This is a genomic window from Bacillus sp. FDAARGOS_527, from assembly GCF_003812125.1.
Classification (GTDB): domain Bacteria; phylum Bacillota; class Bacilli; order Bacillales; family Bacillaceae_G; genus Bacillus_A; species Bacillus_A paranthracis.
In genome coordinates, this window is sequence record NZ_CP033795.1 from 4,635,001 (window position 1) to 4,649,319 (window position 14,319).

Below are 14,319 nucleotides of genomic sequence, written 5' to 3' on the forward strand. Positions count from 1 at the left end.
TACGATCCCGTGCGAGGTTAAGCTGAAGAGGCGGAGCCGCAGCGAAAGCGAGTCTGAATAGGGCGTTTAGTACGTGGTCGTAGACCCGAAACCAGGTGATCTACCCATGTCCAGGGTGAAGTTCAGGTAACACTGAATGGAGGCCCGAACCCACGCACGTTGAAAAGTGCGGGGATGAGGTGTGGGTAGCGGAGAAATTTCAATCGAACCTGGAGATAGCTGGTTCTCCCCGAAATAGCTTTAGGGCTAGCCTTAAGTGTAAGAGTCTTGGAGGTAGAGCACTGATTGGACTAGGGGTCCTCATCGGATTACCGAATTCAGTCAAACTCCGAATGCCAATGACTTATCCTTAGGAGTCAGACTGCGAGTGATAAGATCCGTAGTCAAAAGGGAAACAGCCCAGACCGCCAGCTAAGGTCCCAAAGTGTGTATTAAGTGGAAAAGGATGTGGAGTTGCTTAGACAACTAGGATGTTGGCTTAGAAGCAGCCACCATTTAAAGAGTGCGTAATAGCTCACTAGTCGAGTGACTCTGCGCCGAAAATGTACCGGGGCTAAATACACCACCGAAGCTGCGGATTGATACCGAATGGTATCAGTGGTAGGGGAGCGTTCTAAGGACAGTGAAGTCAGACCGGAAGGACTGGTGGAGTGCTTAGAAGTGAGAATGCCGGTATGAGTAGCGAAAGACGGGTGAGAATCCCGTCCACCGAATGCCTAAGGTTTCCTGAGGAAGGCTCGTCCGCTCAGGGTTAGTCAGGACCTAAGCCGAGGCCGACAGGCGTAGGCGATGGACAACAGGTTGATATTCCTGTACCACCTCTTTATCGTTTGAGCAATGGAGGGACGCAGAAGGATAGAAGAAGCGTGCGATTGGTTGTGCACGTCCAAGCAGTTAGGCTGATAAGTAGGCAAATCCGCTTATCGTAAAGGCTGAGCTGTGATGGGGAAGCTCCTTATGGAGCGAAGTCTTTGATTCCCCGCTGCCAAGAAAAGCTTCTAGCGAGATAAAAGGTGCCTGTACCGCAAACCGACACAGGTAGGCGAGGAGAGAATCCTAAGGTGTGCGAGAGAACTCTGGTTAAGGAACTCGGCAAAATGACCCCGTAACTTCGGGAGAAGGGGTGCTTTCTTAACGGAAAGCCGCAGTGAATAGGCCCAAGCGACTGTTTAGCAAAAACACAGCTCTCTGCGAAGCCGTAAGGCGAAGTATAGGGGGTGACACCTGCCCGGTGCTGGAAGGTTAAGGAGAGGGGTTAGCGTAAGCGAAGCTCTGAACTGAAGCCCCAGTAAACGGCGGCCGTAACTATAACGGTCCTAAGGTAGCGAAATTCCTTGTCGGGTAAGTTCCGACCCGCACGAAAGGTGTAACGATTTGGGCACTGTCTCAACCAGAGACTCGGTGAAATTATAGTACCTGTGAAGATGCAGGTTACCCGCGACAGGACGGAAAGACCCCGTGGAGCTTTACTGTAGCCTGATATTGAATTTTGGTACAGTTTGTACAGGATAGGCGGGAGCCTTTGAAACCGGAGCGCTAGCTTCGGTGGAGGCGCTGGTGGGATACCGCCCTGACTGTATTGAAATTCTAACCTACGGGTCTTATCGACCCGGGAGACAGTGTCAGGTGGGCAGTTTGACTGGGGCGGTCGCCTCCTAAAGTGTAACGGAGGCGCCCAAAGGTTCCCTCAGAATGGTTGGAAATCATTCGTAGAGTGCAAAGGCATAAGGGAGCTTGACTGCGAGACCTACAAGTCGAGCAGGGACGAAAGTCGGGCTTAGTGATCCGGTGGTTCCGCATGGAAGGGCCATCGCTCAACGGATAAAAGCTACCCCGGGGATAACAGGCTTATCTCCCCCAAGAGTCCACATCGACGGGGAGGTTTGGCACCTCGATGTCGGCTCATCGCATCCTGGGGCTGTAGTCGGTCCCAAGGGTTGGGCTGTTCGCCCATTAAAGCGGTACGCGAGCTGGGTTCAGAACGTCGTGAGACAGTTCGGTCCCTATCCGTCGTGGGCGTAGGAAATTTGAGAGGAGCTGTCCTTAGTACGAGAGGACCGGGATGGACGCACCGCTGGTGTACCAGTTGTTCTGCCAAGGGCATAGCTGGGTAGCTATGTGCGGAAGGGATAAGTGCTGAAAGCATCTAAGCATGAAGCCCCCCTCAAGATGAGATTTCCCATAGCGTAAGCTAGTAAGATCCCTGAAAGATGATCAGGTTGATAGGTTCGAGGTGGAAGCATGGTGACATGTGGAGCTGACGAATACTAATAGATCGAGGACTTAACCATATAATATGTAGCAAATGTTATCTAGTTTTGAAGGAATATGCCTTCAATAGTTTGGTGATGATGGCAGAGAGGTCACACCCGTTCCCATACCGAACACGGAAGTTAAGCTCTCTAGCGCCGATGGTAGTTGGGACCTTGTCCCTGTGAGAGTAGGACGTCGCCAAGCAACTAAGCACGAGTCAAATGACTCGTGTTTTTTCGTGTTTTCTTTTATAATCCATAGTAATAAAAAATGTATTTAAATAATTATTATTTTGATTAAATACAGGGGAATGTGGCTAGGATAGTAAATAAGCAAAAGAGTTGCAAATTTTATTAATACGTATATAATTAAAGTCAAAGATAGTCAAAGTCAATAAAGGTGGCGGATAAATGAGAAATATATCTGATATCATTGAGCAATATCTAAAGCAAGTTATTGACTTAAGTAATAATAATGTGATTGAAATCAAGAGAAATGAGATTGCGGATCGATTCGAGTGCGTACCATCTCAAATCAATTATGTGATCAATACCCGTTTTACGTTAGAAAGAGGATTTGTAGTAGAAAGTAAACGTGGTGGAGGAGGTTACATTCGCATTATAAAAGTCAAACTGCATGACGATATAGACATTATTGATCAAATGCTTCATATGATTGATCATAGCGTTGCGCAAGGAAATGCAGAGAGTATGATTATACGTTTAATAGAAGAGGGAATCATAACGAATCGTGAAGCTAAACTTATGTTAAGCGTACTAGATCGTTCTGTATTATCAATGGATGTTCCTTCTCGAGATGAACTTAGGGCTCGAATATTATGCGCAATGTTAAGAACACTGAAATATAAATAAATACAGCTTTTGTAAAAGAATAATAACTAAAAGATAAGGCAGTTAAATATTGTAGAAGTTTTGAAAAAAGAACACGCACTTTTATGTAAACGAATAAAGGAAAGTGAACAGTCTAGTAATGTATGAAAAGTACTATGAGATAGATCGTTCCTGTTGTAAAGGTGGGGATAGTGATGACTTGTCAAAACTGTAATATAAGACCAGCAACTTTACATTATACAAAAGTAATTAACGAAAAGAAGGCGGAAGTTCATCTTTGTGAGCAATGTGCAGAACAAAGTGGCTATACGTCTTTCTTTCAATCATCGCAGTCTAACTTTTCATTCCATGATTTATTTGCTGGGTTATTACATGGTGAATCAACAATGTTTGAAGAAGAAAAAAGCGGATTTTCGAACACAAATATATTAAGATGTCCAAATTGTAAAATGACATATGAGCAACTTACAAAGGTAGGACGCTTTGGATGTGCTTCTTGTTACGATACATTTAAGGAACATTTAAAGCCGTTATTAAAACGTCTTCACGGCGGGCATACAGATCATTGTGGAAAAATTCCGAAGCGTATAGAAGGAAATATTCACTTAAAGAAAGAATTAGATGAACTAAAACTCATTCTGAAACAATACGTACAGAAAGAGGAATTTGAGAAAGCTGCTGGAGTAAGGGATAAAATTAGAAATCTTGAAACTCAGCTTAGTGAGCATAGAGAGGGGGAATAGTTCTATGTCACTGGACAAAATTATGAATGAAGCGATTAGTCCATGGATGAAGGGAGATGGCCCTGATTCTGATATTGTTTTAAGTAGTCGAATTCGTTTGGCTCGTAATTTTAAAAAATATCAATTCTCTACTATGCAAAACGAAGAAGAAGCTAAACAGATTCAAGAATTATTTAAAAAGGAATTTATAAATAAAACAGTAGAACCTTTTGGAGAGTTTGAACTATTAAAAATGAATGAATTAACGCCTCTTCAAAGGAGAGTATTAGTTGAAAAGCATTTAATTAGTCCCAACCTTGCAGGAACAGAATATGGAGCGTGTCTATTGTCAGAAAACGAACATATTAGTGTTATGCTGAATGAAGAAGACCATATTCGGATTCAGTGCTTATTTTCAGGATTGCAGTTATCAGAGGCCCTTCAAAGTGCCAATCAAATAGATAATTGGATTGAGAAAGAGGTTGAATATGCTTTTGATGAATCACTTGGATATATTACGAGCTGCCCTACTAACGTTGGTACAGGACTTAGGGCTTCCGTAATGATCCATTTACCAGGGCTCGTTTTAACGAAAAGAATTAGCCGTATTATACAAGTAATTCAAAAATTAGGGTTAGTAGTAAGAGGAATATACGGTGAAGGTAGCGAAGCGTTAGGTAATATATTTCAAGTGTCAAACCAAATGACGCTAGGAAAATCTGAAGAAGATATTATTGCAGATTTAAAGAGTGTCATTCAACAAATCATACAGCAAGAAAAGATGGCTAGAGAATTAATTGTACAAAATTCAAGTATTGAGCTTGAAGATAAAGTTTATCGCTCTTATGGCATACTAGCCAACAGTCGTTTAATTCAATCTGCGGAAGCAGCCAATTGCTTATCAGATTTACGACTTGGTATTGATTTAGGATATATAAAAGGTATATCGAGAAATATTTTGACTGAGCTAATGGTTCTTACACAACCAGGCATTTTACAACAATATGCGGGAGGACCTTTAGGGCCAGAAGAAAGAGATTATCGAAGAGCAACCTTAATCCGTGAGCGATTACGTATTGAAAAAAACTAAGCGCAAGTAGGAGGCGATTTCTATGATGTTTGGAAGATTTACAGAAAGAGCACAGAAAGTATTAGCTTTATCTCAAGAGGAAGCGATTCGTATTGGGCATAACAATATTGGAACAGAACATATTTTACTTGGGCTTGTACGCGAAGGTGAAGGAATTGCAGCAAAAGCGTTGATTGCTCTTGGATTAAGCCCGGAGAAAGTTCAAAAAGAAGTAGAAGCGTTAATTGGACGCGGAACAGAAGCTTCTCAAACCGTACATTATACACCGCGTGCTAAAAAGGTTATTGAGCTGTCTATGGATGAAGCTCGTAAATTAGGTCATTCTTACGTTGGAACAGAACATATTCTACTTGGTTTAATCCGCGAGGGTGAAGGGGTAGCAGCACGTGTTTTAAATAACTTAGGTGTTAGCTTAAATAAGGCAAGACAACAAGTATTGCAACTTCTTGGAAGTAATGAAGCAAGTTCAGGTCATCAAGGTGGTTCTTCAACAAATGCAAATACACCAACACTTGATAGCTTAGCACGTGATTTAACAGTTGTTGCACGTGAAAATCGTTTAGACCCTGTTATTGGACGTGGTAAAGAAATTCAACGTGTAATTGAAGTTTTAAGCCGTAGAACGAAAAACAATCCTGTATTAATTGGGGAGCCTGGTGTAGGTAAAACGGCAATTGCAGAAGGATTAGCACAACAAATCGTAAATAATGAAGTTCCTGAAACTTTAAGAGATAAGCGTGTTATGACACTAGATATGGGTACAGTGGTAGCCGGAACGAAATACCGTGGTGAATTTGAAGACCGTTTGAAGAAAGTAATGGATGAAATCCGCCAAGCAGGAAATATCATTCTATTTATTGATGAACTTCATACATTAATTGGTGCAGGTGGAGCAGAAGGTGCTATTGACGCATCGAACATTTTAAAACCATCTTTAGCTCGTGGGGAATTACAATGTATTGGAGCGACAACGTTAGATGAATACCGCAAATATATTGAAAAAGACGCAGCTTTAGAGAGACGTTTCCAACCAATTCACGTTGATGAGCCAAGTTTAGATGAATCAACTCAAATTTTGAAAGGTTTACGCGATCGTTATGAGGCACATCACCGCGTATCTATTACAGATGATGCAATTGATGCAGCTGTAAAGCTTTCAGATCGTTATATTACAGATCGTTTCTTACCAGATAAAGCAATTGATTTAATTGATGAAGCTGCTTCAAAGGTTCGCTTACGCTCTTATACAACACCACCAAATCTAAAAGAGCTTGAAGTGAAGCTTGAGGAAATTAGAAAAGAAAAAGATGCAGCTGTACAAAGTCAAGAGTTTGAAAAAGCTGCTTCCTTACGTGATATGGAACAACGTTTACGTGAGAAGTTAGAAGATACGAAGCGTCAATGGAAAGAGCAACAAGGAAAAGAAAACTCAGAAGTGACAGTAGAAGATATTGCAAATGTTGTTTCTACGTGGACTCGTATCCCGGTTTCTAAGCTTGCACAAACAGAGACTGATAAATTATTAAACTTAGAATCGATTCTTCACGATCGTGTTATTGGTCAAGATGAAGCGGTAGTAGCTGTAGCGAAAGCTGTTCGTCGTGCTAGAGCAGGCTTGAAAGATCCGAAACGTCCGATTGGTTCATTTATTTTCTTAGGACCAACAGGTGTAGGTAAAACGGAGCTAGCAAGAGCGTTGGCAGAATCTATGTTCGGTGATGAGGATGCAATGATTCGCATCGATATGTCTGAGTACATGGAGAAGCATTCTACTTCTCGTTTAGTTGGATCTCCTCCAGGATATGTTGGATATGAAGAAGGTGGACAATTAACAGAAAAGGTTCGCCGTAAGCCATATTCAGTTGTCTTATTAGATGAAGTAGAGAAAGCTCATCCTGATGTGTTTAACATTTTACTACAAGTATTAGAAGATGGTCGCTTAACAGATTCTAAAGGGCGTACAGTTGATTTCCGTAATACAATTGTTATTATGACATCTAACGTTGGTGCAGAAGCGTTAAAACGTAATAAACATCTTGGATTTAACGTACAAGATGAGAGCCGCGATTATTCAGATATGAAAGGTAAAGTAATGGATGAACTGAAAAAGGCATTCCGTCCAGAATTCTTAAACCGTATTGATGAAATTATCGTGTTCCATATGCTTGAGAAAAAACATATTCAAGAGATTGTAACACTTATGGTAAATCAGTTAGTAAATCGCTTAAAAGAGCAAGAAATTGAATTGCATTTAACAGAAGGAGCGATTTCGGCTATTGCTGATAAAGGGTTTGACCGAGAGTACGGTGCTCGTCCGCTTCGTAGAGCAATTCAGAAACATGTAGAAGATAGACTATCGGAAGAACTTTTAAAAGGTGCTATTGAGAAAGGACAAAAAGTTATCTTTGATGTTGAAGGAGAATCATTTGTCATTCATAGTGCTGAAAAGGTAAAATAAGTATAGACAAACTAAGAGGGCTACGAGATAGCCCTCTTTCTTGTACGATAAGGATAAATTGTTTATAGATGAAAGTGAAGTGAGATATAAAACGATATGGCTAAAAAGAAAACAAAATTCACATGTCAAGAGTGTGGGTATCAGTCACCAAAATATATGGGGAAATGCCCTGGATGTGGTCAATGGAATACGCTTGTTGAAGAGATGGAACCGGTTGTATCATCAAGGCGCCTTAATTATGCGAATGCAATTCAAACAGAAGTAACAAAACCAAGACGTCTAACAGAAGTGGAAACAAAGTCTGAGGCGCGTATTGAAACAAAATTTCAAGAATTTAACCGTGTACTTGGTGGCGGGATTGTAGATGGATCCTTAGTACTGATTGGTGGAGACCCCGGGATTGGAAAATCAACGTTACTATTACAAATATCATCACAATTAGCGGATTCTTCATATGATGTCCTATATATATCGGGTGAAGAATCAGCAAAACAGATTAAACTGCGTGCGGATCGTTTACATGTAAATGGTAGTAATCTATTTGTTGTATCAGAGACGGACTTACAGCGAATTGCAACACATATTGAAGAGGTGAACCCAGCCTTTGTTGTTATTGATTCTATTCAAACAATACATCTACCTGAAGTAACATCAGCACCGGGAAGTGTGGCACAAGTTCGTGAATGTACAGCGGAATTAATGAAACTTGCAAAAACGAAAGGAATCCCTATTTTTATCGTTGGACATGTGACAAAAGAGGGAGCAATTGCAGGACCTCGTATGTTAGAACATATGGTCGATGCAGTTCTTTACTTTGAAGGAGACCGTCATCATACATACCGCATTTTGCGAGCAGTAAAGAATCGTTTTGGTTCTACGAATGAAATGGGTATTTTTGAAATGAAAGAGCTTGGCCTTGCAGAAGTATTAAACCCTTCTGAAATTTTTCTTGAGGAAAGACCAGTTGGGGTTGCAGGATCAACAGTGGTTGCCTCAATGGAAGGAACAAGACCAGTTTTAGTAGAAATACAAGCATTAATTTCCCCTACTAGTTTTGGAAACCCTCGAAGAATGGCAACGGGAATTGATCATAACCGTGTATCGCTTATTATGGCAGTGCTAGAAAAAAGAACAGGCTTATTATTGCAAAATCAGGATGCATATTTAAAAGTAGCAGGTGGTTTGAAGTTAGATGAACCAGCAATTGATTTAGCTGTCGCTTTAAGTATAGCTTCAAGTTTTAGAGATAAATCTACGGCACCAACCGATGCAGTAATAGGAGAAGTAGGATTAACTGGAGAAATAAGAAGAGTATCAAGAATTGAACAACGTGTACAAGAAGCAGCTAAATTAGGATTTCAACGCGCTATTATTCCTAGAAAAAATTTGGGAGGATGGACAATTCCAGATGGGATTGAGGTAGTTGGTGTATCTAATTTAGGAGAAGCACTTCGTTTGACATTAGGAGGCTAGGCTATGGAAGAAAACAAGCAACGTGTCAAAAGTATGATTAATATTTTACAACTTGTGGCCCCGGGAACACCACTGCGCGAAGGGATAGATAATGTACTTCGCGCACAAACAGGGGGATTAATTGTTCTTGGATATAATGAGCAGATTAAAAGTATTGTTGATGGAGGTTTTCATATTAATTGTGCATTCTCTCCAGCTAGTTTATATGAATTAGCAAAAATGGATGGGGCACTTATTTTAAATGAAACGGGAAGTAAAATTTTGATTTCGAACGCACAGTTAGTTCCAGAGTCATCTATTGACTCTATTGAGACAGGTATGCGCCACCGAACGGCGGAGCGTGTAGCAAAGCAGACAGGCAGCCTTGTTGTGGCTATTTCACAAAGACGTAACGTAATTACGCTATATCAAGGGAATTTACGTTATACACTAAAAGATATAGGCGTTATTTTAACAAAGGCGAATCAAGCTATCCAAACGTTAGAAAAATATAAGGCTGTATGGAATGATGGGATTACGAATTTGGGCATTCTAGAATTTGAAGAGGTTGTTACAATGTCCGAGGTAGTCCATGTTTTACATAGTGTTGAAATGGTACTACGTATTAAAAATGAAATATTGAGCTATATTCATGAATTGGGAACAGAAGGTAGGTTAATTCGTTTACAACTTACGGAACTATTAGCCGACTTAGAAGCAGAGGCAGCGCTATTAATTAAAGATTACTATCAAGAAAAAACACAAGACCATCATCAAATTTTGAAAAAGTTACAAGAACTTGCGAATACACAACTTCTAGAGGACAGTGATTTAGTTAAATTGCTTGGATACCCAGGACAAACGAGTTTAGAAGAAAGTGTGACGCCGAGAGGATACCGAATCACAAGCAAAATTTCGCGTGTTCCACCACTTATCATTGAAAATTTAATTAATCGATTTAAAACTTTGCAAGGTGTTTGTCGTGCAACTATTAATGAATTAGATGATGTGGAAGGAATTGGAGAAGTCAGGGCGAAGAAAATACGAGAAGGCCTAAAAAGAATTCAAGAGCATCTCTATATGAGTAGACACAATTAAGAATATTACATTGATTCCATAATATAACGACACTAGAACATTTTTGGTATATGATATGATATATTGGTAAATAAAACTATTTATAAAAAAACACGTCCGCTTTTGCATTCGGCGTTTTGATTAGCGAAACAATGGTTAATAATGAGTAGGAGGTGGTTGGATGTTAAAACGGATTGTACAGCTCTTCTTTTTAGTAATCGGGGGAGCGTTAGGGATTTACTTAATCCCAAAAGTTATTAATGTATTAGACATCGGTGCCGTTCCTTTATTGGAAGGATCGTATGTTCGTGCAATTATTGGTGCAATTATTTTATTTTTAACAACATTTTGGCTTGTAGATTATATTGTTCAACTTATTAAGCATATTGAAGAGGCTCTTGTAAAAGCGCCTGTAGCAGATGTTTTGTTTGGTACATTAGGTTTAATCTCTGGGCTTATTGTTGCGTATTTAATTTTAATACCAATTCGTGAATTTACAATTCCAGTTATTAGTACAGTGTTGCAAGTGTTCTTTACTCTTTTACTAGGATATTTAGGATTCCAAGTAGGGTTTAAAAAGAGGAATGAATTGCTAGGATTATTTACATTACCACAACGTGGGAAGAAGAAAAATAATAATAGTGAGAATGAAGAACCAGAAAATGAGGTAGAAGAATCTTTAGCGCATTGGAAAATTCTCGATACAAGTGTAATTATCGATGGACGTATTGCTGATATTTGCCAAACAAAGTTTTTAGAAGGAACAATTGTCATTCCGCAATTCGTGTTAGAAGAACTTCAGCACATTGCCGATTCTTCTGATGCTTTAAAACGTAATCGTGGTCGCAGAGGATTAGATATTTTAAATCGTATTCAAAAAGAGATGCCGATCCCGGTAGAAATTTATGAAGGCGATTTCGATGATATTCAGGAAGTGGATAGCAAACTTGTAAAGTTGGCGAAAATCACTGGTGGAACGGTAGTAACGAATGACTTCAACTTAAACAAAGTCTCTGAATTACAAGGGGTAACGGTGTTAAACATTAATGATTTAGCTAATGCAATTAAACCTGTTGTACTCCCAGGTGAAGAATTAAGTGTTTATGTTGTAAAAGATGGAAAAGAACAAAATCAAGGTGTAGCATATTTAGATGACGGCACGATGATTGTAGTAGAAGATGGTAGAGAATATGTAGGCTCACAACTCGATGTACTCGTTACGAGTGTGTTACAAACGTCGGCTGGGCGCATGATTTTTGCCAAACGTAAATTATTAGAAAAAGCATTATAAGTAGAGGATTATTAATATGTATACATTAATTATTCCAGCAGCTGGTCAAGGAAAGCGGATGGGTGCTGGCAAAAATAAGTTGTTCTTACTTATTAATGAAGTACCGATTATTGTGCATACGTTACGTGCTTTCGAACAGGATAAAGCATGTAAAAATATTATTATGGCAATTAACGAAGAAGAGCGTCCGTATTTTGAAGAGTTAATGCAAAAGTATCCGGTTGCAAAGCCAGTACAATTTATTCAAGGTGGAGCTGAAAGACAAGATAGTGTATATAATGCGATTCAGCATACGAGTGATGTTGAGTATGTTCTTGTACATGACGGTGCGCGCCCGTTCGTAACGAATAAAGTGATCCAAGACGTATTAACTGCAGCAGAAAAATATGGAGCTTCCATTTGTGCGGTGCCAGTGAAAGATACTGTTAAGAAAGTAGAGCAGGGTGTTGTTGTCGAAACGGTAGAAAGATCTCAACTTAAAGCTGTTCAAACACCGCAAGGGTTCTCTGTTTCTCTTTTGTTAGAAGCTCATAGAAGTGCGAAGCAGAGTTGTTTCCTTGGTACAGATGATGCAAGTCTCGTAGAACGTATCGGGAAGCAAGTAGGTGTAGTAGAGGGGAGTTACTATAATATTAAAGTGACGACCCCAGAGGATTTACTAATTGCTGAAAGTTTTCTTCACGTTCAAAAGAAATGATAGCAATGATTATAGCGAAGAGAAGCTCGGCAAAGGCCGGGCTTTTCTTTATAAGGATAGCAATATAATATAGAATCATAAAGCTCAGTAGTTTAGCTCGAGGAGGATGTAAAAAATGTTTCGAATTGGACAAGGTTTTGATGTGCATGAATTCGCGGAAGGTAGACCGTTAATTATTGGCGGAATTACAATTCCACATGAGAAAGGATTAATCGGTCACTCTGATGCAGATGTATTGTTACATACAATCGCGGATGCGTGTTTAGGTGCAATTGCAGCAGGAGATATTGGGAAACATTTTCCTGATACAGACCCTGCCTTTAAAGATGCTGATTCAGCTGTATTATTGCAAAAGGTTTGGGAGTTTGTGCGTGAACAAGGTTATGAATTAGGGAATTTAGATTGTACAATTATTGCTCAAAAGCCAAAAATGGCACCACATATTGAAAGTATGCGCAAACGCATTAGTGAGCTATTAGAAACGTCTATCGATAATATCAATGTAAAGGCAACAACAACAGAAAAATTAGGATTTACAGGTAGAGAAGAAGGAATTGCTTCTCAAGCAGTTGTTTTATTACAGAAAAAATAATGGTTTTTAATTCGTAAGATGGATAATCACATTTTTTTGGTGTACAATTATAGAATGTGTTGACATTAAGAATGGAAGGTGTACCAATTATGGAAAAGCAAGTGAGAGTGCGCTATGCGCCAAGTCCAACAGGACACTTACATATCGGAAATGCGCGTACGGCATTATTTAATTATTTATTTGCTCGTCATCAAGATGGTAAGTTTATTATTCGTATTGAAGATACTGATGTAAAACGTAATGTTGCTGGTGGAGAAGAAAGCCAATTAAAATACTTGAAATGGCTCGGTATGGACTGGGATGAAGGTGTTGATGTTGGTGGTGAATTTGGACCATATCGTCAAACAGAGCGTTTAGATATTTATAAAAAGTTATATGAAGATTTATTAGAGCGTGGTTTAGCTTACAAATGTTATATGACAGAAGAAGAGCTAGAAGCAGAACGCGAAGGGCAAATTGCTCGTGGTGAAACACCTCGTTACGCAGGTAACCACCGTGATTTAACTGAAGCGCAAGTGAAAGAATTTGAAGCTGAGGGACGTATTCCAAGTATTCGTTTCCGCGTACCAGCTGACCGTGATTACACATTTAAAGATATTGTAAAAGATGAAGTTGCATTCCACTCAAATGATTTCGGTGATTTCGTTATCGTGAAAAAAGATGGAATTCCAACTTATAACTTTGCAGTAGCAGTAGATGATCACTTAATGGAAATTACACACGTACTTCGTGGTGATGACCATATTTCAAACACGCCAAAACAAATGATGATTTATGAAGCTTTCGGTTGGGATATTCCGCAATTCGGTCATATGACTTTAATTGTAAATGAAAGCCGTAAAAAATTAAGTAAGCGTGATGAATCTATTATTCAATTTATTGAGCAATATAAAGAGCTTGGATATCTTCCAGAAGCAATCTTTAACTTTATTGCACTACTAGGTTGGTCGCCAGTAGGAGAAGAAGAAATCTTCTCTCAAGAAGAGTTTATCAAAATGTTTGATGCAGCTCGTTTATCAAAATCACCTGCATTATTTGATTCTCAAAAACTAAAATGGATGAACAACCAATATATGAAAAAGCAAGATTTAGATACGGTGGTAGAATTAAGCTTACCGCATTTAGTGAAGGCTGGACGTATAGGTGAAACTTTAAGTGAACAAGAACAAGCTTGGATTCGTGATGTAATTGCGTTATATCATGAACAAATGAGCTTTGGAGCTGAAATTGTAGAGCTTTCTGAAATGTTCTTCAAAGATCATGTTGATTATGAAGAAGAAGGACAAGAAGTATTAAAAGGTGAACAAGTACCAGAAGTACTTCGTGCATTTGCTGGTCAAGTAGAAGCACTAGAAGCTATGGAACCGGCAGCAATTAAGGCGGCTATTAAAGCAGTTCAAAAGGAAACAGGTCATAAAGGTAAAAACTTATTTATGCCAATCCGTGTTGCAACTACTGGTCAAACACACGGTCCAGAGCTTCCTAATGCTATTGCACTTCTTGGAAAAGAAAAAGTTTTAAATCGTCTTCAAAAAGTAATTGGTTAACATTTTCTAGGTTTAGAAATATAATAAGTATACTTAAAACCTAATAAGGAAAAGCGACGAGAAGGAGAAGTAGAAAATCAGGCTTTTTACAGAGAGAACCACCTTAGGCTGGAAGTGGTTTATAAGCGGATTTTTGAAATGCCCCTTCGAGTCTTCTGCTGAACAGCAAATTGTTTTGCGAAACGTCTTAGGACGTAAAGTAAGCAGAAGCGGTGTACACCGTTATCAGAGATGAGTTTGAGGCTTTTTTTAGCCTAAACAGAGTGGAACCGCGCTTATAAGGCGTCTC

General features: G+C 39.4%; 10 protein-coding genes, 2 rRNA genes and 1 other annotated feature (2 of these 13 cut by a window edge). All 12 genes read left to right on the forward strand.

Translation table 11 applies throughout. The annotated features are described in order from the left end of the window. A 23S ribosomal RNA gene (locus EGX95_RS26805) occupies positions 1-2,291 on the forward strand; it begins 632 nt to the left of the window's first position. A gap of 50 nt (positions 2,292-2,341) precedes the next feature. Beyond that, positions 2,342-2,457 (forward strand): 5S ribosomal RNA (gene rrf, locus EGX95_RS26810). A gap of 206 nt (positions 2,458-2,663) precedes the next feature. Continuing rightward, positions 2,664-3,125 (forward strand): transcriptional regulator CtsR, encoded by a 462-nt coding sequence (gene ctsR / locus EGX95_RS26815; RefSeq protein WP_001244563.1) that lies wholly within the window; start codon positions 2,664-2,666, stop codon positions 3,123-3,125. Between the two features lie 173 nt (positions 3,126-3,298). Then, on the forward strand, positions 3,299-3,847 hold the full coding sequence (locus tag EGX95_RS26820; protein ID WP_000128382.1) for a protein-arginine kinase activator protein McsA: 549 nt from the start codon (positions 3,299-3,301) through the stop codon (positions 3,845-3,847). Positions 3,848-3,851: 4 nt separating this feature from the next. Continuing rightward, complete coding sequence (locus EGX95_RS26825; protein ID WP_000050825.1) at positions 3,852-4,916, forward strand: protein-arginine kinase McsB; 1,065 nt, start codon at positions 3,852-3,854, stop codon at positions 4,914-4,916. A 22-nt stretch (positions 4,917-4,938) separates the two neighbouring features. Further along, positions 4,939-7,374, forward strand: a complete 2,436-nt coding sequence (clpC, locus tag EGX95_RS26830; protein WP_000971179.1) for an ATP-dependent protease ATP-binding subunit ClpC — start codon at positions 4,939-4,941, stop codon at positions 7,372-7,374. A 96-nt stretch (positions 7,375-7,470) separates the two neighbouring features. Continuing rightward, the gene (gene radA, locus EGX95_RS26835; protein ID WP_001085212.1) at positions 7,471-8,847 is read left to right on the forward strand and encodes a DNA repair protein RadA; all 1,377 of its coding nucleotides are present in this window, start codon (positions 7,471-7,473) and stop codon (positions 8,845-8,847) included. 3 nt (positions 8,848-8,850) lie between these two features. Then, a complete protein-coding gene (disA, locus tag EGX95_RS26840; protein ID WP_000392171.1) occupies positions 8,851-9,924 on the forward strand; it encodes a DNA integrity scanning diadenylate cyclase DisA in 1,074 nt (357 codons plus the stop codon). A gap of 160 nt (positions 9,925-10,084) precedes the next feature. Continuing rightward, positions 10,085-11,194 (forward strand): PIN/TRAM domain-containing protein, encoded by a 1,110-nt coding sequence (locus EGX95_RS26845; protein WP_000919684.1) that lies wholly within the window; start codon positions 10,085-10,087, stop codon positions 11,192-11,194. A 16-nt stretch (positions 11,195-11,210) separates the two neighbouring features. After that, entirely contained in the window at positions 11,211-11,891 is a 681-nt protein-coding gene (gene ispD, locus EGX95_RS26850; RefSeq protein WP_000288304.1) for a 2-C-methyl-D-erythritol 4-phosphate cytidylyltransferase, read from the forward strand. Between the two features lie 115 nt (positions 11,892-12,006). Then, positions 12,007-12,483 carry a 2-C-methyl-D-erythritol 2,4-cyclodiphosphate synthase gene (gene ispF, locus EGX95_RS26855; RefSeq protein WP_000488386.1) on the forward strand — a complete coding sequence of 159 codons (477 nt, stop codon included), beginning with the start codon at positions 12,007-12,009 and terminating at the stop codon, positions 12,481-12,483. A gap of 89 nt (positions 12,484-12,572) precedes the next feature. Further along, on the forward strand, positions 12,573-14,030 hold the full coding sequence (gene gltX, locus EGX95_RS26860; RefSeq protein ID WP_000415154.1) for a glutamate--tRNA ligase: 1,458 nt from the start codon (positions 12,573-12,575) through the stop codon (positions 14,028-14,030). 47 nt (positions 14,031-14,077) lie between these two features. Beyond that, positions 14,078-14,319, forward strand: a binding site (T-box leader); it runs 4 nt beyond the window's last position.